General features: G+C 41.4%; 23 protein-coding genes and 2 pseudogenes. 15 read left to right on the top strand and 10 right to left on the bottom strand.

Annotated elements, in window-relative coordinates; all coding sequences use genetic code 11:
• Window positions 1-78: 78 nt before the first annotated feature.
• A complete protein-coding gene (locus tag ASG81_RS07120) occupies window positions 79-1995 on the bottom strand; it encodes a glycosyl hydrolase family 18 protein (protein WP_056631334.1) in 1917 nt (638 codons plus the stop codon).
• Window positions 1996-2525: 530 nt separating this feature from the next.
• On the opposite strand from ASG81_RS07120, the gene ASG81_RS07115 reads away from it, so the two are divergent.
• Window positions 2526-3005: an IS3 family transposase gene (locus ASG81_RS07115; RefSeq protein ID WP_056631108.1), complete on the top strand. Its 480-nt coding sequence runs from the start codon at window positions 2526-2528 to the stop codon at window positions 3003-3005.
• Window positions 3006-3113: 108 nt separating this feature from the next.
• Here ASG81_RS07115 and ASG81_RS31875 read toward each other — a convergent pair whose 3' ends face one another.
• On the bottom strand, window positions 3114-3266 hold the full coding sequence (locus ASG81_RS31875; RefSeq protein ID WP_235548769.1) for a hypothetical protein: 153 nt from the start codon (window positions 3264-3266) through the stop codon (window positions 3114-3116).
• 489 nt (window positions 3267-3755) lie between these two features.
• Here ASG81_RS31875 and ASG81_RS07110 point away from each other — a divergent pair, with 489 nt between their 5' ends.
• Window positions 3756-3968, top strand: a complete 213-nt coding sequence (locus ASG81_RS07110; RefSeq protein WP_056631105.1) for an alpha/beta-type small acid-soluble spore protein — start codon at window positions 3756-3758, stop codon at window positions 3966-3968.
• A gap of 345 nt (window positions 3969-4313) precedes the next feature.
• On the opposite strand, the gene ASG81_RS07105 is transcribed toward ASG81_RS07110, so the two are convergent.
• Window positions 4314-5459: a GMC oxidoreductase gene (locus ASG81_RS07105; RefSeq protein WP_235548768.1), complete on the bottom strand. Its 1146-nt coding sequence runs from the start codon at window positions 5457-5459 to the stop codon at window positions 4314-4316.
• A 174-nt stretch (window positions 5460-5633) separates the two neighbouring features.
• Window positions 5634-5954 carry a hypothetical protein gene (locus ASG81_RS32545; RefSeq protein WP_235548767.1) on the bottom strand — a complete coding sequence of 107 codons (321 nt, stop codon included), beginning with the start codon at window positions 5952-5954 and terminating at the stop codon, window positions 5634-5636.
• A 691-nt stretch (window positions 5955-6645) separates the two neighbouring features.
• On the opposite strand from ASG81_RS32545, the gene ASG81_RS07100 reads away from it, so the two are divergent.
• The gene (locus ASG81_RS07100) at window positions 6646-7116 is read left to right on the top strand and encodes a hypothetical protein (protein ID WP_056631103.1); all 471 of its coding nucleotides are present in this window, start codon (window positions 6646-6648) and stop codon (window positions 7114-7116) included.
• Between the two features lie 41 nt (window positions 7117-7157).
• On the opposite strand, the gene ASG81_RS29635 is transcribed toward ASG81_RS07100, so the two are convergent.
• Entirely contained in the window at window positions 7158-7334 is a 177-nt protein-coding gene (locus tag ASG81_RS29635; protein ID WP_235548766.1) for a stalk domain-containing protein, read from the bottom strand.
• Between the two features lie 187 nt (window positions 7335-7521).
• Between ASG81_RS29635 and ASG81_RS07095 the strand changes: the two genes are divergently transcribed.
• Together ASG81_RS07095 and ASG81_RS07090 are read left to right on the top strand one after the other, a co-directional pair.
• On the top strand, window positions 7522-8163 hold the full coding sequence (locus tag ASG81_RS07095; protein WP_056631101.1) for a hypothetical protein: 642 nt from the start codon (window positions 7522-7524) through the stop codon (window positions 8161-8163).
• A gap of 172 nt (window positions 8164-8335) precedes the next feature.
• The gene (locus ASG81_RS07090) at window positions 8336-8893 is read left to right on the top strand and encodes an AAA family ATPase (protein WP_056631098.1); all 558 of its coding nucleotides are present in this window, start codon (window positions 8336-8338) and stop codon (window positions 8891-8893) included.
• A gap of 172 nt (window positions 8894-9065) precedes the next feature.
• Here the strand turns inward: ASG81_RS07090 and ASG81_RS33845 are convergent, their stop codons facing one another.
• The 3 genes from ASG81_RS33845 to ASG81_RS33835 form a co-directional block, all read right to left on the bottom strand.
• Window positions 9066-9425 carry a fibronectin type III domain-containing protein gene (locus tag ASG81_RS33845; RefSeq protein ID WP_056631094.1) on the bottom strand — a complete coding sequence of 120 codons (360 nt, stop codon included), beginning with the start codon at window positions 9423-9425 and terminating at the stop codon, window positions 9066-9068.
• Window positions 9426-9466: 41 nt separating this feature from the next.
• Window positions 9467-9810, bottom strand: a 344-nt coding sequence (locus tag ASG81_RS33840; RefSeq protein WP_442952824.1) for a fibronectin type III domain-containing protein, incomplete at its 3' end; no start/stop codon positions are given.
• A 40-nt stretch (window positions 9811-9850) separates the two neighbouring features.
• The coding region (locus tag ASG81_RS33835; RefSeq protein ID WP_442952823.1) for a fibronectin type III domain-containing protein at window positions 9851-10269 on the bottom strand (419 nt) is incomplete at its 3' end.
• Window positions 10270-10752: 483 nt separating this feature from the next.
• On the opposite strand from ASG81_RS33835, the gene ASG81_RS33830 reads away from it, so the two are divergent.
• Window positions 10753-11001, top strand: coding sequence for a DUF5071 domain-containing protein (locus ASG81_RS33830; RefSeq protein ID WP_442952822.1), 249 nt, complete (start codon window positions 10753-10755; stop codon window positions 10999-11001).
• 50 nt (window positions 11002-11051) lie between these two features.
• Window positions 11052-11498: a preprotein translocase subunit YajC gene (locus ASG81_RS07075; RefSeq protein WP_056631088.1), complete on the top strand. Its 447-nt coding sequence runs from the start codon at window positions 11052-11054 to the stop codon at window positions 11496-11498.
• A gap of 206 nt (window positions 11499-11704) precedes the next feature.
• Here ASG81_RS07075 and ASG81_RS07070 read toward each other — a convergent pair whose 3' ends face one another.
• Window positions 11705-12598 (bottom strand): copper amine oxidase N-terminal domain-containing protein, encoded by an 894-nt coding sequence (locus ASG81_RS07070; RefSeq protein ID WP_056631083.1) that lies wholly within the window; start codon window positions 12596-12598, stop codon window positions 11705-11707.
• Between the two features lie 857 nt (window positions 12599-13455).
• Between ASG81_RS07070 and ASG81_RS07065 the strand changes: the two genes are divergently transcribed.
• From ASG81_RS07065 to ASG81_RS32540, 8 genes and pseudogenes are all read left to right on the top strand, one after another.
• Window positions 13456-13767, top strand: coding sequence for a hypothetical protein (locus tag ASG81_RS07065; protein WP_155971295.1), 312 nt, complete (start codon window positions 13456-13458; stop codon window positions 13765-13767).
• Window positions 13768-13913: 146 nt separating this feature from the next.
• Window positions 13914-14921 (top strand): annotated as a pseudogene (locus tag ASG81_RS07060) (phosphotransferase).
• Window positions 14922-15268: 347 nt separating this feature from the next.
• Entirely contained in the window at window positions 15269-15619 is a 351-nt protein-coding gene (locus tag ASG81_RS07055) for a hypothetical protein (protein WP_056631078.1), read from the top strand.
• 174 nt (window positions 15620-15793) lie between these two features.
• Window positions 15794-16270, top strand: coding sequence for a hypothetical protein (locus ASG81_RS07050; protein ID WP_056631075.1), 477 nt, complete (start codon window positions 15794-15796; stop codon window positions 16268-16270).
• 1520 nt (window positions 16271-17790) lie between these two features.
• Complete coding sequence (locus ASG81_RS07040) at window positions 17791-18303, top strand: recombinase family protein (RefSeq protein ID WP_235548765.1); 513 nt, start codon at window positions 17791-17793, stop codon at window positions 18301-18303.
• Window positions 18304-18431: 128 nt separating this feature from the next.
• Complete coding sequence (locus tag ASG81_RS07035; RefSeq protein WP_056631068.1) at window positions 18432-18776, top strand: DUF805 domain-containing protein; 345 nt, start codon at window positions 18432-18434, stop codon at window positions 18774-18776.
• Window positions 18777-18991: 215 nt separating this feature from the next.
• The gene (locus ASG81_RS07030) at window positions 18992-20257 is read left to right on the top strand and encodes an ATP-binding protein (protein WP_056631065.1); all 1266 of its coding nucleotides are present in this window, start codon (window positions 18992-18994) and stop codon (window positions 20255-20257) included.
• A 202-nt stretch (window positions 20258-20459) separates the two neighbouring features.
• A pseudogene (locus ASG81_RS32540) lies at window positions 20460-20576 on the top strand (excalibur calcium-binding domain-containing protein); the annotation flags it as partial.
• 332 nt (window positions 20577-20908) lie between these two features.
• Here ASG81_RS32540 and ASG81_RS07025 read toward each other — a convergent pair.
• Complete coding sequence (locus ASG81_RS07025; RefSeq protein WP_056631062.1) at window positions 20909-22111, bottom strand: IS110 family transposase; 1203 nt, start codon at window positions 22109-22111, stop codon at window positions 20909-20911.
• Window positions 22112-22367 lie beyond the last annotated feature (256 nt).

Below are 22367 nucleotides of genomic sequence, written 5' to 3'. Positions count from 1 at the left end.
AAGAAAAGCGCGCCATTATCGCGGGCGCAATGATTTTTTTGATAAGGAAGGGGCTGTACGAGATGCAAACCCCTTCTGTCATTTCGCACGCAACAGTTCGGTCCACAGCTCCGCCGGCTCGTAGCCGAGGCGCCATACGGCGATCCCGGCAAGGTCGTATTTCTTGGCAGTGGCGATCCGAGCCATTATCGTGTCCGGCGTCTCCGCCCAAAGCACATAAGTGAATCCGTCCTTGGCGTAGGTGTACTTGGTCTGGCGGTGATATCGATCATACTCGGCCGTTTCCTCTACGGAAGCGAGTAGCTGCGGCAGGTCTTTCATCATCAACGCGCTATTGCCGACGAGCTTGCCGTTTTCGTCGAGCTTCCACACGCGTATATAGAATGGAATGCCCAGTATGATTTTGCTCCTCGGGATGTCGTAACTGAGGTAATTGGTGATGCCTTCCTCGAACCATGGAAAGCCGGATACCGGGCCAGGCGATGTACTCCCTTTCCAGAATTGGTCGTAAGCCATAATGACGACGGTATCGACAATACCGGCGAGCTTCTCGTAATCATAACCCGATTTATCATTCCACGAGAGATGTCCGCGCGGCAGGTCGATGGAGACTGTCAAACCTTTGCGGTGCATCGCATCCGTAAATTCTATTACGAAGGCGGTGTACGCATCGCGGTCCTGTGGGGCAATCGCTTCAAAGTCAAGGTTGACACCTCTTACTCCAAGTTCTGCCAATCTGTCGGCCAGCTTGTCGATGAACATCCGCTGCCCGGCGGGGTTCTGCAGGAATGCGCTTGCCAACTCCGAATCGTGGCTGTTAATAACGACCGGCATGACCTGCTTGCCCCGGGTTTTCAATTGCTTGACAAACGCCGGATCCGACGTATCGGTCATCGTACCGTCGGGCGCGGACAGTACGAACCAGGTCGGGGAGTCGATGTCCAGACCTTGTGTATCCGCCACCTGAGCGAGCGCCGTTTCGTTGCTTGACGAACCGTTCCAACCTATGTACAAGAGCTTGCGGGTGTTGTCCCAGACCGGCCTGCCTTCCGCCGTTTTAATGCGGGAGTTTTCCAGCGTCCCGGCATAGAGCAGCGCGGCTTTAAGGTTATGGAACGATTGGACAAGTCGGTTTTTTTGATAGACTTGTAGGTAAGGAACATTCGTCCACCAAACTTCGCCACCCTTAACAACTTCCGTTCCAATGAACGCTTTGGCATACGCTGCGGCATTGTCGATGCTGAAGAAGGTGCGGATCTCTTTGCCGTTCTGCCTTACGGAATACGGAGGCAGATTGGAATAAACCACCATGCCGGTGGCCATATTAACAACCTCGCTCCGGGGAACCGATGCAGAAGCGCAGATCGCATCTTGCAAGAAAGCATACTTCGTACCCCCGGTGGAAACACCGCCCACGAACAAATCGTAGACAGCTTGTTTTTTCCGCTCGGCGCTTTTCCAATCCATCGTCATATTGTCCCAAACCCACTGATTGGTTACCAAATCCATAATGTGCGAGTTGGCCCAAAGCTTTGCCTCCTGTTTTGCTTCGGCCAGCGTAGAGAACTGCCAAGAAGGCAGTGATTTATCCCCTTGGAACACTTGAAACCTGACGTGCTGGCTGTACGCCCAGCCCGTCTGCTCCAGGTCCCAGATATGGACATCCGTCAGCGTTTTTGCCAGAGCCAACGCATCGGAATAGGATCGAAATTCCCATTCGGGCCGCGTCAGTCCGCTCTGATAAACCACGTAGCGGGGAAGATTGTCCCAAACCCATTGACGCTTGGAAATATCTTCCACATGGCTGTAACGGAAGCGCTTGGCGTAGGCGACCGACTTAGACAGGGAGGCGAATTCGTAAAGTGCCTTGTCATTCTGGTAGACGCGGAATTTGGTGATGTCGGCTTCACTGACGGCTGCGGATGCCGGAATTCCGGGCACGGCGGCCTGCACGATCAACAGCAACGCAAATAAAAGTCCCCATGTTGATTTCATGTTGCTCAAAAGTACTCTCCTCTCGCAGTCTATTAAAATAAGACGCGAAAGGACACCATAGGTTGCGTCGGAAATTATGGAAATATTTGATTATTGATTCCCATTCAACTTTTTTAAGATGCCTTAGGTTGCGATTGTGTAATTGAGAAATTTGAAAATGGATAGATGAGAAAGTATAAAAATGACGGAAAGAATAATGAAGACTGGTTACGAGTGGAACGCTGAAGTTCTTGCCCCATTTGATGGTATCGTTGAAGCCATTCATATTAACCCAAACACTAATAACCTAGGAAGCTTAATTGAGTCAATATAATGCTCCCATAGGTTGAGACACGGGAGGGAGAAAAATAAGTGGCCAACTTACGGTTGAGGTCGACTGGCTCAAAAAAAAATCTGGTCTTAAATGAACCTCTAGAAGCCCGAAAAGCCATGGTAGAACGCGATTGCGATGCNAGGCCAACTTACGGTTGAGGTCGACTGGCTCAAAAAAAAATCTGGTCTTAAATGAACCTCTAGAAGCCCGAAAAGCCATGGTAGAACGCGATTGCGATGCCATTACCATCAAGCGTCAGGCAGAGCTGTTAGGCGTGAACCGAACCAGCGTATACCGCGCTGATAAGGAACGTCATGAGAGCGAAGAAAATGTACAGATCATGCATCTGATTGATGAGATCTACACGTTGCATCCTTACTTCGGTTACCGGCGTATGACCAGATTCCTTCGAGATCAGGGCTTTGACGTCAATCGTAAGCGCGTACGGCGGCTGATGAGACTCATTGGACTCGAGGCCATCTATCCGAAGCCAAACTTAAGCAAACGCCTCCATGCCCAATACAAGCGCCCTTATCTCCTACGAGGTCTGAAAATAGATCGACCGAATTATGTCCAATTTTGCAACCAAATTCGTCCTCATCAATCTCTCAATGGAGCAAGCCAGATCAATTCTATGCTCACACGATTGACCAAATCGCATCCTAAAATGCTAAATTACACGAGAAGGAGGACATAACTTATCCCTCAAAAATTCGTGTCTTGACAATGGGGGGGCATTACAGATAATGTGTATGTCGCTATGTTAATATTATTTAGCAGTGTCCAGCGCACATAAGAAGGCGTTTTATGGCGTTTTTACGTTCTTGTTTATTTCGTCGATTACGCCACTTCCGATTAGCTCATCGTCTTGGAATACTAGAATCGGTTTACGCTCGGTTGCGGCCGTGAATAAATAGATGGGTGACGTTAAGGTACGGAACCCCTTATATCGTTTCATTGCAATCATCATCTCGTCGATATAATTCTCAAATGCACGGAATTTCCTTCGTGATCTTTCCTTTTATCAATTAGAAAATGAAAGCTGAATGCCTTATTTTTTGGCTACCTGAACACAGTCCTTTTTAAATCTGTTTTTTGGGCCAAAAAGCATGGATCATGCTTTAATAGTTAATCCCCCGGTTTACCGTCCCTCATATGTATAGCGTATGTATTGTCGCTTGGGGTTTTTTATGGACTCGCAAGGACGAAAAAGACCTCTGGGGTATTGCTTAAATATGATGGTTTTCTTCGTTCCTTTGTCTCTCCGTAACCATCATATTTTGGGGAGCAGAGGGGAACCATGATCACTCGGCTATCGCTTCATTTCATCATCGTTCCAAAAAAAGTTTAGGATAACAAAAAAGTTTAAAATTTCTCCAAAAATTGAGGTATAAAAATCAAATCAATCCACAAAATAACTTCACATCCAACTAGGGAGTGAACATACATGAGCAGAAAAAGTTTAGTCGTTCCACAGGCACAAGCAGCACTTGACCAAATGAAATATGAGGTAGCACAACAGTTTGGAATTCAATGGTCTCCAGATGGTTACAATGGGAATATGTCTACTCGTGATGCAGGTACTATTGGTGGAAACATCACAAGAGCTTTAATTCAAATTGCAGAACAATCCCTTGGCTCAGGAGCAAGAAGATTCTAAATAGGGGTCCCGCCAAACGTATCGTACGCTAAGGGATGCAATGGCAAAGCACCGATAAATAAAGGTTCCGTGGAAAAGATCCTCGGGACCTTTTTTTGTGTTCAGATTTAGTTCAGAGAGCTATCATAGATAGGAAACGCTTAAAGAATGAAATTAACAAAGTGACCAAACTGTTAAGTTGGTATAAACGCAAGTGGGTAGTTGGGATACGGCTGATCGGCTTTCCGTCCTTATTAGCTTCCTTAGAGTTGCCGAAGAGATTTTTACCGACCCGGATGAATGCTGAATCGCCGAACAACTCCAGCGTCTTCGCCGGTGGAGTTGCGTGACGTGCCACTTCGCTTTCTAATGCATCCGACTAATGTGATCCGCTGTTCGAAGGGAAAGAGCGACGGTAGTGAGTGTCGGGTTTTCGGATCCAAGGGAAGGGGAAATACTGTTGTCGGCTATATACAGTCCAGAAACGCCGTGAACTTGACCGTACCTGTTCGTGACTGAGGTAGAAGGATCGTTACCCATCCGGCACGTTCCTGAAGTATGATGCAAATCTCCGGTAGGCATAAGGCAGATTTTATCTTGCACCAACTGCACACCAATAACAGAAGCAATCTGCTTAACCGCTTCCTCCATCTGTCGAATGTTAGTTTGTTCTGTTTCCGTAAATGAAAAGAGAATTTGGATTTCCGGAACGCCGTATTCATCTTTTTTGTGCGGATTGAGGGTGATCCCGTTTTCAAACCGTGGGTTAACGTGGCCAAAACAAAGGATCGATATGTCCAAAGTCGTATCTTCCACGAGCGGTCTGATTTGGTGAGACGAGTACCAATCATAACCGGCAGGCCCGCTTAAGCGGACCTGAAATGGCCTTTCCTTCGTTGGTGGGATCAAAATGGCGAGCGTTCCCAGAACTTCCGGAAAATCTCCGCGATTTACTTTTCCGGGAGCCATCATAAACACTTGATTTGTCATATAACGACCAATCGCTTTTCCTTGGATGCCCGAATGAAGCAGCAGGCGTGGCGTTTCATACGTACTCGCCGACAAAACAACCGTTTTTGCTTTCAGCAAATAGGAGCGCTGATCCGGTGATATGACCTTAACGCCGGTGACTTTCCCCTGGTCGACCAGAACTTGAACGGCACAGGCGTTTACAGCCAAATCGAAGGGTCTGATAAATGAAGCTTTTGAAAGAAGCGAAATTGAACTGAAAAAAACATCCGCATGAACCATGCCAAAATCGGTAGGTTTCAGATCAGCGGCGAGCGGTATGTATCTGGATTCGGGAAAACCGCCTAGCTGCAAACGATTCAGCAAGATCTCCGTCAACGCAGACCCTTTGGCATATTGGGAAGTAACATTCATGATCCGCTCTGCAATGTCATAGTAGGTATCCATCTCAATGGCCGGGATCGGCCAATCCGGCATCAGTGATAAATTAAAACGAGAACTGACCAAATCCCAGAAGATCGTTCTTCCCCCGAAACCAATCACTTCTCTTGCCCCTATAAATTCTGGATAGGAGCCTGGTAAGGTTTCTGATATATAGCGGTAATACTGATCGAGACGAGAACGGTTCATCATCGGAAGGTTACGGCCATGTGTGGGTAAGACCAGATTCCCTTTTTCGATGATGCCAATCCGTTTATCACTATTCTGCCACTGTTCTCATAATCTCCAAAGCGCGGTTCCTCCCCCCGCACCTGTGCCCACAATGAGGACGTCATATTCGGTTTCGGCCATTTGTTCCAACGGCGTGAGGGGCATCCAATGTTCAATAACATCTGATGGTATGGAGCAAGTCGGGAGATCGGGAGCCCGGCTCTCGACTGATACGTTGACGGGAGGAAAATAGACCGGTTTGCCGGCTATATTCTGGTCGGGATGTCCGATGTGCAGATTGACTGATTGAAGCTCCCCGAGTGGCATGTGATGTTCATTCGCGATCGTTCGAAGCGTGTCGTTGCCGCGTGCCACCCATATTTTCAATGAATCTGCACTCCTTCGCACTGCTCATCCAGCAGTTCCCATATTACCTAGATATTATTAGTATATTTTGGGTTTCTAATGCTCATGAATAGTTTTCGAACTGTACAGGTTGAGGAATACAATTTGTAGCTACCAGAAGTCAGATTTTGGCATATGGTAAATAGTGTATTCTCTCTTCATAGTGAAAAACTATGCGGATTTAGATTCATCTTTAATAGACAAAACGGCATCTTTGACTATTTTCATATCATCATTATTGGGCTGAATTGAACGGACTAAGTATTATCCAATTCTACCTGGCCAAATACCACAAGCTTCTTATTACTGGAAGGCGCAAGGACTCTCGGCGACTTATCCTGTCACAGTGTACTTCGAGTATTACAATGTGGACAAGGTTAAGCTCTGGAGAGGCACACATCAGTTAACTACCAATCCGGCAGAATACTCACTCAGACAAGTATTCATCAGCACACCAGCACCTCCAGGATCAGCGTACTTTAGTATATATTTTAGTACTGGTACCCGTGGCACTAGTGTAAATGACGTGTTCTGTAAGAATTCACCGGCAAATTTTATTAATAAAACTCTACTGACACATATCAACAAAAACTAGTACTTGGTACATATTAACAAATTATTATCCAAGTAGGATAATAAACTCAACCTTTAGTTTGGGGAGAGTGAGTGTTGGATGAAGAGAATAAAAATGTTTATGGCCGCTGCGTTGATTGGGTTTAGTCTATTTTCGATAACCGCAGGAACGGCTTCCGCTTCTTCTGGTTTATGGCTCGACGAGAAACCGGGAGATTACAATCCGGAAGTCCGCACCTCAAAGTACCGTACCATTGGGAGAATTGGTTATTTTACGGACTATGGTCCTATAGGTGATTGGACAAACATTAGCGGCAAGCCACTTAAGGTAACAATAAGAATTTTCCCACCACCAGGAGATTTAAAAATCTGGGCCTGGGTTTATGATGCTGGAGGCTCTCTGGATCCAAATCCGAAGCCAGTTTCGGACGGCGTCGCACAAGTATATAACACCATAGTCCAGCCAAATGATAGACTTGTATATTATTTAGAGGCTTATGATTACGAGGAAATTGAGGAGCTAAGAAGAAAACCTATAATAGTGGTAATTGATGCTATACCGTTAAGCTAACACAAAAATCCCCGCCAGCCGAAGCCAGCGGGCATTTCACTTTACTCGACGGTTGTGATATTTGTCTTGACATCCCAGGTCACCGTTGCACCGAGCGCCTCACCGTAGGCCCGCGCCGCGACGTATGTAACGCCGTCGATCTGCTTGGAGTCGACCACCTTGCCGCGTACCACGACCGGATTAGACGACCAAAATTTATGTAGTATAGTGTGTGACACCAAACGAAAAATCAGTGGTAGCAAGGGTTTGAACGTATTTACAGACATATGTATAAAATAAGAAATTTTGTACATATGTACTGCTGGGCGTTAAGCTAACTAGCAGTATACTTAAAAAATTGTGTTCTAACTATGGCTTGGTTAATGGTGAAATTAGACAATGTGAAAAGAAGGAGAGTAAATTTTTTTGCAGAAGCTAAATCTCATCGGTTTGATACTTATTATTGCTGCAATGCTGTGTGCATGCTCAAAGGATGTATCCAACCAACCGGAAACAGCAATAACAAAACAAGCTGAAGGAACTGCTTTGCACGTGGAGCCAATCGATTTATTTGCCGGAGAGGCACAGAAGTTCCAACCTTTTCTTGGTACGATGTCGGGTGCAGTGAAATTGAAGTACGGCGGAAATAAAAATGTTATTACTGCTAAAATTGAACTTTGGGAAAACGGAACGAAAACGAAGACATACAGTTCCATTGGCACCTCAATGCAAGATTCACAAGATAAGACAAAGGACTATGAAGGCGAATTTATTGCATCGATTAAGACAGTTTCAATTGAAGGCAGTAAACCACTGTATGAGATCACAACAGCTTTTGCGAATAAAAACGGTACGGCATCAAGTATTACATACATCGATCGTGATAATAGAAATACAGGAAGCAATACTATCCAACTAAATAAAAGCTTGGATGTCTCAGAAAATGACGAGGTTGCCGTATGGGGGATGCAGGTCACAGATAAGAATGAGTGGGAAACCATTGATTTAACTCCGGAGCGATTGAAAAAAGCAAAATGGGCTTTGATATTTAAGTTATCTGTAAACTGACAAATCGTGGTTTATTACGCTAAACGGGACACGAGGGAGTTGAACGATCCAGGAGCAGACTGCTGCGGCAGCTGCTCCTTTTATTTCGTTGAAGTAACGGGCAGTTTAATGCAATAAAACTTGTTAAAATTGTGGTACTATTATGGGAAAATCATACCAAAGTGGTGATATCATGAAATTTGTTTTGATATTTGGTCCGCAGGCAGTAGGTAAAATGACAGTGGGGCATGAACTGGAAAAGATATCTGATTTGAAATTGTTCTACAACCATATGACGATTGAATTGCTGGCTCCCTATTTTGGCTTTAGTCGTGAAATGTGGGGATTAGCGAATAAATTCCGTCAGGACATATTTGAAGCGGCCGCTGCCAGTGGTATGTATGGAATGATATTCACCTATGTATGGGGATTCGATTTGCAGGGCGATTGGGATTACGTCAATAAAATTTGTAAGATATTTGAGGATAAAGGTGCGGAAGTCTATTTTGTTGAGCTTGAAGCCGATCTTGAGGAGAGAATAGAGCGTAACAAGACTCCCCATAGGCTTGAACATAAACCAACAAAGAGAGATATCGTGCGCTCTGAACAGGATCTGATACAGACACTGGAGCAACATCGATTGAACTCGTTAGAGGGAGAAATTAAAAAAGAAAACTATATGAGAATAAACAATACGAAAATCACTGCTCGTGAAGTTGCCGAAATCATTAAGAACAGATTCACTTTATAACGATTTTTATTGAACTAATTGGCATGTACTCTTCAGGTCTAGGTGGGTTCGGTCTGTTCTCTGCCGAAGAAAACAACCTGCTTAAAAAGCTGTCAGGCTACCAAGCACAATAAAGCACCGAACCGGGAACACTCCTCGGACTCGGTGCTTTAGCATTACAATGATCCAGTCACTATTTATTTTCGGTAAGAGTTGTGAACTTATAGACCTCGCTCTTAACGTAGTTGCCGTAATCGTCCTTTGCCACGACTTGATAATAATAGGTAGTACCCGGCGTCAGCTGATCAGCGTAGGCGAGATGCAGAGTGCCGCCGTCCTCAACCGTTATGGCCGTTTGATCCAGATTCAAGGGGTCTACACCGAAATACAAAGCCGAAGTGGCGTTATGATTGGTGCTCCACTCGAATTTCGTGAACGTGGTGCCGGTAGAATAGGCTTGGACGCCTGTGATGATCAGCGGCTCGGACAGAGACAGAGTCGTGAACTTATAGACCTCGCTCTTAACGTAGTTGCCGTAATCGTCCTTTGCCACGACTTGATAATAATAGGTGGTACCCGGCGTCAGCTGATCGNAGAGTCGTGAACTTATAGACCTCGCTCTTAACGTAGTTGCCGTAATCGTCCTTTGCCACGACTTGATAATAATAGGTGGTACCCGGCGTCAGCTGATCAGCGTAGGCGAGATGTAGAGTACCGCCGTCCTCAACCATCATGGTCGTTTGATCCAGATTTAAGGGGTCCACACCGAAATACAAAGCCGAAGTGGCGTTATGGTTGGTGCTCCACTCGAATTTCGTGAACGTGGTGCCGGTAGAATAAGCTTGGACGCCTGTGATGATCAGCGGATCGGACAGAGACAGAGTCGTGAACTTATAGACCTCGCTCTTAACGTAGTTGCCGTAATCGTCCTTTGCCACGACTTGATAATAATAGGTGGTACCCGGCGTCAGCTGATCNAGAGTCGTGAACTTATAGACCTCGCTCTTAACGTAGTTGCCGTAATCGTCCTTTGCCACGACTTGATAATAATAGGTGGTACCCGGCGTCAGCTGATCGGCGTAGGCGAGATGTAGAGTACCGCCGTCCTCAACCATCATGGTTGTTTGATCCAGATTTAAGGGGTCCACACCGAAATACAAAGCCGAAGTGGCGTTATGGTTGGTGCTCCACTCGAACTTCGTGAACGTGGTGCCGGTAGAATAAGCTTGGACGCCTGTGATGATCAGCGGCTCAGACAATGTCGTGAAGGACAGTACGCCGCTTTTTTCAATTTTTTTGCCCGAGGTGGCTTCTAGTTGGTAGTAGTAGGTGGTCCCTGGCTTTAACCCGGTAACTTTAAACCAATATTGGCTGCCGGATTGAGAGGTGTAGCCCATGCCAATGCCCAGGTTCCCGGGATCCGTTCCAAGATAAAGCTTTGGCGTATAGCCTTTGGTGACGATTGTGGAGATTTCAGCCCCCGATGCAGTAATGGAGGATGCTTGCACCTGCCCAATAACTTTGGAAACCTTGGTATCTCCGCTAGCTGCCCCTACGGCTAATGGAAATATGAACATCATAAGTAACAGAATAAATACCGCTAAACCAAACTTGCTGCGCGCGTTCATTCAACACCCCGTTAGAAATAATTTTTTTAGTAATAGTTTCTATAATATTATAGGGTATTAATAGGATAGGAGTAAACGGAAAAGTAACATAACCATTGAGCGAGAAGGGTTCCGCAGCAACACTCGGCAGGATAGTGGTATGGTTTCTTTCGTATAAAAAACCATAACTATCGTCGTTTTGTCATTTCACGACCTGTTCCTGTTATAGTCTAATCAGCGGTTGCTCTACGAGACTACAAGCGGCGTAAGCTCCTGCAGTCTTATCTAAGCATATTACTTGTCATTCCTCAATTACTTGAATGGCTACAGGACATGAACTGGCCGATAGCAAAAGATATTGAGGATGTACTTGCAGATTTTGGAGATCATTTGATACCTCATATTCGGGCTGTTTTGAATTCATATGATGGTGTATGGAAATTCTCATTGCTCTATGGATTAATAAATCGTTTGTCTGATCAGCATATTCTTCCCCTGTTATTACCTGTTTCAACAGTGTAAAATTCACGTTACAATGATTCTGTTTAGGTATAAAAAAGGGGATTAGAAGCATGAATATTATTTTATTGATAATTGCAGTCGCTTTTTTTGTTTTTTCGTTAATCAGACCTTTAAAAAAATACGAGCATTATGTTTACAGGGCATCCTTATATGAGCAGTTCTTTTTCAGGAAAAAAGCAATTGAAACAATGAAAGAAGCAATAAAACAACCTTTTTCTAAAAAAGAAAAGGCGAGTGGTTTGATTTATTTGGGGATTCTATATTCAAAAATGAAGGAGATTAAACGAGCATCAAATTGTTACCATCAATCACTGGAATTAGTATCAGATGAACAATTCAAATATCAAAGTAATTTTAAAAAAATCATTGAAACATTTCTTGAAAACGGGGAAAAACAAAGAGCATTATTTTGGTTAAATAACCTTTTGGAACGACAAAGTTACGACAAAAGGTTTGCAAAATTAGCTGATCTGAAAAATCATTTCTGCTTAAACTAACGGAAACGATAGTTCGGCAGTCTAGGACACTATTCTCGTATCCTAAACGTTTTTTTATTTTAATCAAGCTGATTTGTTACATTTTATGTATTTTGATCAGTCCGGACTTCACCCTCGATTGGTACGATAATGACATCAGTGAACTCTTCGTTCAAATGGTAGTCGTTAAAGNTTTTTTTATTTTAATCAAGCTGATTTGTTACATTTTATGTATTTTGATCAGTCCGGACTTCACCCTCGATTGGTACGATAATGACATCAGTGAACTCTTCGTTCAAATGGTAGTCGTTAAAGYCAAGCTCRGTACTTGTACCTTTACTATCGATCGTTCCGTAGAAATTTTTTTCAATCATAAAATTATGAGTGAAAAAGACGGATTCGCCAAAGGCCTCATGCCTCTTGCCCACTTCTCCATTCCTTCCCATAGAATCATTTTGCCATGTCACAACCGCAATTCCATCCTGATTAATTTCGGTATAATTAATTAATCCTTTATACTCTACTTCAAAACGCAGCGCTTCTCCCTTTGGAAAAGTATAAGAAAAAGTGAATCCTTCTCCTGATGCTTCAATTTGTTTAKCCGCATACGTTGCTGGATAATGAATTGCAATTTCACGAGCTTTTACTAAATCTCCGCTCATGAGTATTTTGAAGCGCTCATGRCCAGAAGGAGTCCGCACAATTACAGTCTTATCCGTACTGCTGTATTTCACTGTTCCCCCCAGTGTTTCTGAGAGAAAACGCAGAGGAAGATAAGTTCTACCATCTTTAATCGTTACAGGGGCATCCAGCTTAACGCTTTTACCGTTAACCAGGGCTGTTTTGGCTCCACCATTAAGGCGTACGGTCAATTTCTTTTCTTTATTAATTATTATTATCGTTTTCGTAGCCTGTTCATAGGAATACATTAGTTTTACAGGATCTTTAAAAGATTTTAGCTGTATCATTGTCCTTTCGTTTACTGTTAGCACATTCTCCTGCAGCGCGCCATCAATATAAACCAATATTGGTTTTTGCGGCGCAGCGGAGATAGCCGATCCTGATGCCAGCATTCCAACAATGGAAAGCGAAGCAACTGTTGTTTGCATCCATTTTTTCAATTGTAAGACCTCCCTATTTCGATCTTCTTCATTTCTACTTCAAATGACNATTCCAACAATGGAAAGCGAAGCAACTGTTGTTTGCATCCATTTTTTCAATTGTAAGACCTCCCTATTTCGATCTTCTTCATTTCTACTTCAAATGACGTAATTTTCCATAAAAAGTTGCATGTTTATAATATTTTCTAGAAGGCCGATCATCTTTATTTTCAGGATCACCAATGCGGTCAGTAATCAAGAATCTCGCTTTCATTTCAAAATTGGGTAGTACATTGATTGACACTATTGAGCAAATTGTATCTGAAAGAACGGAACTAATAACTTTTCAACAGGCATAGGGCGTTCAAAAGGTTAACGCCCAACAGGATTGAGTTATGAAGAGTGGAGCGATAACTGGAAAAAGAAATATGGAGACTCATTGAGCTCCTATGAAAATAAAAACCGCTCAAAACCGAAAAAAGACAATAGAAAATTAGACCCAGCAAAAATCGTTTTTAAAGAAGGCTGAGCCTTTTATAAGAAGAGGGTTATGTAGTTCCAAAACTAGATCAAGATACTGCAAAAAAAGGCGAGGCTGGTGCAACAACTAAAAAGGGATTTAATCTCCTATAAGTGCTACGGGTACGATAGTGCAATGACACCAAGCTGTTCGGGAGCCTGTTCAGCTAACTGGCAGGTTAGCGCAACAAAAATTAATCTTTTACGTTTATATTTCCGAGCGCATCAATTGTTAATAATAAATGAACTGGGTATTATCTATAGTCTAAAATGAGACAACTACCGCAGAGGAGGAGTGGCATATAAAAAGAATAATCCTATTAGTGTTAGCGATTTCAGTCATGTCAGGCTGTTCGTTTATGCGGGATAAAAAAGAAGGGTTTTCAGGGGATGATGCTATTGCGAAGGTTGTTTCTGAAAAGAGCGAATACCCTAATAAATCTGGTAAGGTCAAAGGAATAATACATGGAGGCGGAAAGGCACCTGGAATAACGGTACAAGGCGAATTTGAATCTTCAGCGGCAAAAAAAGGAGAGGATGTCTTCATAGTTACTCTGACTGAATATTGGAATAAAGGGGAATTTCGCCATTACAGGATATATGAAGTATCTCCTACTAATGTTAAATTTGTTAAAGAGGGAGGAGATGTATCTCCAGAGGCATACAACTAATTTGTATTTTACTGGTAGTCCCATTACGCTAACGGGTACGATAGTGCAATGATAACAGGCAGTTTAGTGAGTAACACCTTAGCAGAACTAGCAAGTTATGGTAATGTAAAACTAAGTTAGCAAAAGCTGAGGAAGGTGTTTCAGTTATGGATAACATTAAGTTACTTCAACTGGCAGTAAAGCAATATGGATATAATCCTGAAGATTTGGTTGTCGAAAAAGAGCTTCAATCAAATACTTGGCATGGGGATTTACATTTAAAAATTCATTTAAAAGAAAAGTCGTTCTCAGCAAGATTTATTAGCCATAAGCGATATGAAAGTAACGTATTTGTTAAATTAACGGATGAAGTTCTTACAGAACAAATTAAATATTGCAATTATCTACGTGAATCTGGAATTCCTTTTATGAAACATCGATCAACTGTTTATAATGAACCATTTACTTTGGTTAATGATGGGGAAAAGGAATGGAGATTCATATTGTTTGAGTGGATAGAAGGTGAATAAATTACTCATTGTACTGAGTCCGTATCAGAAAAATTTAGTAAACTGGCACGAAAGATCCACGACATATCAGTAAAATTTAAAAGTGAGGTCTTTACAAAAGAATCCCATGTTTATGGTTCAGAACAATTTCTTGGAATGATTCGTAGAGAATTAGACTCAATCAAGTTTACGGCAAGAACAGACGAATTGTTACAAAACTACATATATCTTGTAGAATATCATATAGAAATAGCCAAATCTGAATCATTGGAGTTCATAGTTCAAAGTGACCTAAACAATCTAAATATACTGTGGGATAGTATCGGTGAAATCATTGGAATCGTTGATTTTGAGTCAATCACTTACACGGATAGAGTAGAGGGTTTAGCATGGCTAATAAAATGGTATTCACGACCTCAAGGAATAGGCTCCCATGAAATGTCTCCTGCTCTTGGAAAGGCTGTCTTACGCGGTTATGAGGCAAAAGAAATTCTTAATCAAAGTGATTTTAGCAGACTCCCTTCATTGCTATGGTTATCAGGTTGTTTAAATTGGAATTTTACTGCTCAAACAATAAATTTAATAAAGAATAATGAAGATTTACTCCTAAAAGAACATCTAACCAAGTATTTAAAACGTGGGGAAAAACTTGTATCTCTTATTTAATGAAATATACTCACAATGCTAAACCATATATTATTGAACTAACGGGTACGATAGCACAATAAGCACGAAGAGACGGCAGCCGGTGAAGTGGCTGCCGTCTTCTCAACTCCAATGGAAGAACGTAATTACTTCCATAATCTGTGGTGTCGCGTGAGCGGCATGGATGGCTAACGGGCAGATTAACGCAACTTTGGTCCAGAGCAAGCGTCTTAAATGAAAGATTCATTTTGGGGAGGAATAANCTGTGGTGTCGCGTGAGCGGCATGGATGGCTAACGGGCAGATTAACGCAACTTTGGTCCAGAGCAAGCGTCTTAAATGAAAGATTCATTTTGGGGAGGAATAACAATGAAAGCTATCAAGAGAAGTCTAATTTTTTCAATTTTGATAGGAGTTTGCATGTACCTAATAGAAGCGTCATATCATCGCAAAGAAGTCCAAAAAACTATCAAAGAACTCGAACAAAGCGAATTCGCTCCCGTAATTCAATACTTCCCAGAAACTTTTAAATTTTACTTAATAACTGAATACCTTTGGTTGGATCTATTTATTTTTGTAGGCGTCTCATTTATTGTATTCTTATTTGCAAACCTTCTTTTTAATAAAAACAACAATTCTCAAGGCGTCTCATTTATTGTATTCTTATTTGCAAACCTTCTTTTTAATAAAAACAACAATTCTCAATCATTGTTACACTAACGAAGACGAAACTCATCAAGATCTAAAGATCAACGGCATATATATTGATTTGATTAAGGAATATGAAGATAAACGGTTACAGGATGATCAACGCTAACAAATACGTATTGGTCATTACGCTAACCGGGTACGATAGCTCAAAACCGACATTAATGGATGTATTAGGGGGTCAATTTGAGAAGAAGAATTGGTATAACTGCTATTTTAATTGTTGTCTTGATATTTAGTTTTATTTTGATCAATCAAAAATTTATTTTCAATCCCATCTTATTTGAGCAGGATAAAATAACAAGTAATGACTGGAGTATTTATAAATACCCAGCTCAGATTGAATACTTTTCATTTGAAGATAATGGGTGGACAATAACCTCGATAGTAAATGACAATAAAGAGATTCATTTTATTTTAAAGGAATTGAAAAAAAATAAAGAAACCATTCTATCTCAATCGGGCTTTTATAAGCGCAATAAGGAAATGGGTAAAGAAAAACGGGTGGTTATTAGACATTTGACTTCTGAAAAAGAAGGAGAAGGTCCAATTATATTCCAATTCAGTTATTACGAAAATGGTAATGCCGCGGATGTAGGAAATGGTGTTGATTTTGTACCGATTTCTGATGAACTGAAGGGATTGTTGGAGAAAAATAAATAAATTAATTCTATCCCAATGACCATACAGTTCTTTAGTTCTTCATTGAGCTAACGGGTACGATAGTGGAGGAGTTGCTATGCGCAGCTCCTTTTTCGTTTGTTAAAGTAACGGGCAGGGTAGTTCAATAAACTCGGATGAGGTACTACGAATATTTAGTACTATTTCCTCTTAAATCATGATGTTATACTTTTTTCATTGGGATGGAGTCCTACATATATAAACGGAGGTCTATTCAGTGAATTTATCAATAAAATCAGCTTTTGTTTGCTGATACTATCATTGATTGAGGTGTAAAAAATTGTTTAGAAAATTTAGTTTTTGGTTACCACTTATATCTCTATTAATCATTTTTTTTCATTTGACTGGGTTAGATGCAAAAACAGAATTTGATGACAAAGGCTTATTAGCTTACTATACTAGCCCCCCCTTCCTTTTAGTAGATCAACACTTTGCTTTTAATCATGCTCCTCTATTTTATATTTTAACTTTATTTTTTTGGTTTCTAATTGGTTGGATAATCGATCGATTAATTAAATATGTTAAGTCTCTCTTCAATATTTAACTCTTTTGCATTTAACGACCAGGAGTGAGCAGAGAGAAAAAACTGAATATTTTTTCATTCAGCTAAACGGGACACGAGAGCTCAATAAACATCAGGAGAAGGCTACGAACATTTTCGACGCGGTAGCCTTTACTACGCAAACGGGGTTTTCGTTAGTGGATATAAAAAGGAATTAAAGGCCTGTGACTCCAAATTAAACAAATGATGCACATTCATATCAAGAGGTGATCAACATCGATATTAACAATATTAACGATCTTATCGATTTTATTTCACTATTTTTGCCCATGATCATATCTCTAATAGCTACGATTATCTTTAGTATGAAGTTTATAAAAAACAATAACATAAAAAAGACATTATTCATTACGACAGTCATAAATTTCGCATTATTATCGCTAGGAACGCTATGGTTCTGGTTAAGTGTATCTGATGGACTTGCACAACTTGTTCAATTTATTATGTATTGCGTTTGTTTTGGGGTAATTTTTACGATTAATGTTATTATTATTATGGTAATAAATCGAAAGAAAGCCAAATAAATTGACGAATGAATGATCAAACAAAACATCTCTCTTCATTAGTTACTGAAGAGAGATGTTTTGTTGTTTAGGGGATATGCTTAGCGTATATATTTCGTCAAGATGTTGGATTTTTTAATTTTCTACTAACGGAGTATGATAGTTGAACTATAAGCTTTAAACCAGTCATATTTTTGGTTTTTTTGATATAAAAAGTTATGTATTGAATCTTGTGGTTGCCTGCTGTCTAATAAACGATCGTTTTTTAGACTTTATAAACATTAACTTAAAATGCCCTAAAATGATCATTGTTTCAGTCTATTAAATCGTCTATTATTCAAGGTGTATTAAATATACAAATCGAAGGTTTAATAGACAAAAGGGATTTTAAATTGGCTAAAATTGGGTATGCACGTGTTTCGACTGCCGATTAGTCCATGGATTTACAAATCGATTCTTTAAAGGTATCCGGATGTGAACGTATTTTCGAGGAAAAGGTCTCCGGGAAGAAAAGTGATCGACCCGAGTTAGCTCGCTGCTTAGAGTACTTGCGTTCCGGAGATACATTAGTCATCTGGAAATTGGATCGCCTTGGTCGGACGACTAAGCAGTTAATCGAACTTTCGCATGATCTTAAGGAAAGAGGAATCAGCCTGCAGATCATCACACTGGGAGTAGATACCAGCACGCCGGCAGGCAAGCTTTTTTTTGCTATTATGGCTGGCTTGGCTGAAATGGAGGCAGAGACGATTCAAGAGAGAACCCAGGCCGGCTTACAAGCCGCTCGGGCTCGAGGTAGAAAAGGAGGAAGACCGCTATTGGATAAGAGCAAAGTTGAAATGGCGTTACTTCTGTATGACAGTCGGAAATATACCATAAAAGAAATAACCGAGCAGACCGGCGTGTCTAAAGCAAAACTATATCAAGTTCTCAAGAACAAAAACGCTTGAATCGGAAATTTTAAGGCGGCGTTAAGCTAACGGGCAGGTTAGTGGAATAATTTGTTTGTATATGTCGCAGTCTCTTCATGATAAACTCAACTCAATCAAAATATATTTACGGTAGGGGAAGTATAGAAATGGTATGGTATTTGAAAGCGTTAAAGAATTATGCGGGATTTCAAGGAAGAGCTAGTCGTAAGGAATACTGGATGTTTATGCTATTCTATAGCATGATTTACATTTTAATTTTAATATTGGAGTCAATCGCCAATCTGCCTCCAGTAATATCTGGACTTTATTATTTATCCACCTTTTTACCGTCCTTAGCAGTTGCTGCTCGTCGACTACATGATACAGGAAAAAGTGGATGGTGGAACTTAATTGTACTGATTCCCTTAATTGGTGTCATTATCTTCATAGTATTTGCTTGTCAGGATAGTCAAAAAAATGCTAATCAATATGGACCAAATCCTAAAATTTAGTTGTTAAGTTAAGCTGACGGGACACTTTAGCTCAAAAATCATCAGAAGGCTGCCGATATCAAATCGGCAGCTTTCTTCGCTAAGTGGCAGTAATACGTAATAAAAGAGGAAATCACACAGCGATAAAGAATTAATAATTGGTAGTGTTGCCCATAGATAACACTTACATATTCTGATTTATAAATCATTTAATAAGGGGGGGTTCGCACAAGGTTATGTTACTAGAAAAATTATTTCTTAACGTCCTTATCGTCTTAGCTCCAGTTTTAGTCTTAACAGCTTTTGGTGACCGTTGGCGGTACTCCAAATCTCCTTATACGATAGGTCTTTTGCAAGGGATTTCATCTTCATTTTGCTTGATTTTCTCATACTACGCACTAGATTTATACTGGGATCTCCGGTATGTCCCACTTGTGATTTCTACGGTGTACGGTGGACCGATTGCCGGTTTTATTAATTACCTAATGATTTTGGCTACCCGGACTTATTTAGGCGGAAATGCGATATTGTTTGGATTTGTAAGCATTACGTTGGCGTTTTTGGGGCCTTTATTATTTGCCAAAAAAATCGCTCGATTAACCGGGCGCCGGCGAATAAGAGCAGTGGTCCTCATTTCCATAATCCCCTCTTTTGTTATGCTGCTTATTCTAATTTCATATACACTCCTCAAACAAGTTGAAAAGCCCTTGGATTTTGAGCCCATCTGGGCAGTCTTGTTTTTTGGATTAATTCAAACATTAGGGACTTGGTTATCTTGCACGCTTCAGGAATTTAACTTTGAACGAGCTATAATGAAAGAGGAAATTCAACGTGCAGAAAAGCTAAAGACATTAGGTGAAGTTGCCGCATCCATTGCACATGAGATCCGCAATCCGTTGACCGTTGTTCAAGGCTTTTTACAACTCATGAGTGCAACAATCGTCGAGGGCAAAAATCGAAATTATTTACAAATTGCATTAGATGAGCTTGCACGAGCAGAGGTAATCATTACTGATTATCTGAACTTTTCAAAACCAAAATTGACAAAATTCGAAAAGTTTTCTTTATCTGATTTAATCGAGAATATCACTATACTGTTAACGCCATTGGCAAGTTACAAAGGAATACAGTTCGATAGCCAAGTGGAACAGCAAATTTATATGCATACCGATCGCGGTCAACTGCAGCAAGCATTAGTCAACGTAATTAAAAACGCAGTAGAAGCTTCAACGGAAAAGGCAGTGGTACAAATAAAACTGGCATTAAAAGGTGATCGAGTTGAACTGAAAATAATTGACAAAGGCAAAGGGATGACCCCAGAAGAGATCCAGCGAATCGGGACACTGTTCTATACAACGAAAGAAAGTGGGACAGGGCTCGGTACCTCTGTTGCAGTACGATTCATTGAGGCGATGAAGGGAAGCATAATTTATGAAAGTGAAAAAGGCAAAGGCACGATCTGCACGATCTCTTTTCCGTTAGAATTACAAAACAGCTTTTGAGCTCAGTGGCATGATTTAGATAAGAATTTTAGTATCTCACAAGAAAGTAGCTATGAAAGGACTAAGTGTGCAGCATTTGTATTACCATTGTAGTATATTAGCTGGATTGGACTTGCCAGTAAATCAAAAGAGTCAACCAGCAACACCGACTTCTACAGCACAACCAACAGACGATCTAAAAGCAACTGTAGAACAGGATATCTATTATGCGAATTGTACAGCTGTACGCGAAGCCGATAAAGCTCCGCTCCATCGAGGTGATCCTGGTTACTCTAAAAAGTTAGATCGGGACGGCGACGGTGTAGCCTGCGAGCGATAAAGTTTTAGACTATCGATGGCATTAAGCTATTCCAGCTAATAGCTTGTCAATATTTAATTATTAATGGCCGATTCCAGGAGTGGTATACTTAAAAAAAGATATGACAAATAACCGTCCCCTTCGGNGTTAAACTAACGGGTACGATAGTTGAATATGGACACCGCGGCAGCTGGCACGATCCGGCAGCCTCGCTATGCTATTCCAGCTAATAGCTTGTCAATATTTAATTATTAATGGCCGATTCCAGGAGTGGTATACTTAAAAAAAGATATGACAAATAACCGTCCCCTTCGGCACAGGAATATATTTCATCTTTTTCTAATTCATGCTTCTCATTCTAGCCGAAATGCTTCTTTTGAAGTCAAGATGGCAAAAATCCAGTGGATGAGTTTGTTTACACAAGCAATTACCGCTACTTTGAACAGCTTTCCTTCAGCACGCTTTTTATCGTAGTAAGCTCTTAATTTCTTGTTTCTATTTCTACAAATACCACATCGCACAGCTTGATACAGGGCTGTACGAAGCCTTCTGGAGCCATGTTTCGTGATTCTATTTTGGGTTGCCACAAACCTACCTGAAGCAAATACACTGGGATCAACACCAGCAAAGGCCACCAGCTTCTTTGCGTGATCGAACCGATCGATTTCYCCAATCTCAGCCAAAATTGTTGCAGCAATTTTAGTGCCGATACCGGGTATCGATTGGATTAAATCATATTCAAGTAACTCTTCAGCCAGGGTCTCTATCGATTTATCAAGGTCTGCTAGATGGTCCTGGTATTGAAGAAGCAATTTGATGAGCAGCTGTATGGAGATCAAATGACTTGGAAAAGCCGTCTCCTTAAAGGGATTTCGCCTTGCTGCCGCTACTAAGATTTGAGCGTGCTCCGAACACCATAAAGCAGATCTACCGCGTCCTGTAAGGCGTTGGATTGTTGTTGTAATCTCTTCTACAGTCATATCCAGGACTTCTTTAGACGTCGGGTGTAAGGCTAGAAATCGAAGCGAAACTTTCGAATAGAGGTCACCGAACACGCCATGGTATTCAGGAAAAACCTGATCTAGAATAGCCTGAAACTGYAGCTTCGCTTGAACATACATACCCGTTAAAGCTTCATGCTGACGAGTGAGATAGCGTAAATTCATGAGATGCTGACCCCGTTTTTTGATGGGTTCAAACTCTTCTTTATAGAACAGCGCCCCAAGTTGATAGGCATCAGCAGCATCCGTCTTGACCCGTCTCAAATTAGTTTTTTTGGCTTCATATGAGATTAACGGATTAATGACGATGTACAGATACTGGTGTTCATCCAGAAACTGAACAACAGGGCTATGATAATGGCCTGTTGCCTCCATTACRATGCAAGGGCTCATCTCTGCAGCTGATTCCACTGCTCTAACATAATTAAGAAAAGACGATAATCCCTCTAGATCATGATTAAATCTAAAGATCTTCCCATGAGGTACTCCACGGTCTAAAAAAGCTTGTGCATGGCTCTCTCCCTTGGACACATCCAAACCAATGACTGGATTCATGACATCACTCCTGTAGTATTTTCACCGGCAACCCCTAACCTTCTTGTCTTCCACACTATCGCATGTGATACGGGATCAACGTCCCAACCAGCCTAACCATGGTTGAACAAGTAGGGGGGATGAACAGAATAGCTCTCGGGATCCAAGTCCCACGGGCAGAAACGTTCGATCCCCGGCTACCGCTATCTTACGACCACACAAAGATGAGGTCCACCAGAAAGATCTGGTGACCTCATAATACGAACGGGCAGGATAG

This window comes from Paenibacillus sp. Soil522, from assembly GCF_001428245.1.
In the GTDB taxonomy this organism is placed as follows: domain Bacteria; phylum Bacillota; class Bacilli; order Paenibacillales; family Paenibacillaceae; genus Pristimantibacillus.
This window is presented reverse-complemented; position numbering and strand designations above follow the sequence as displayed.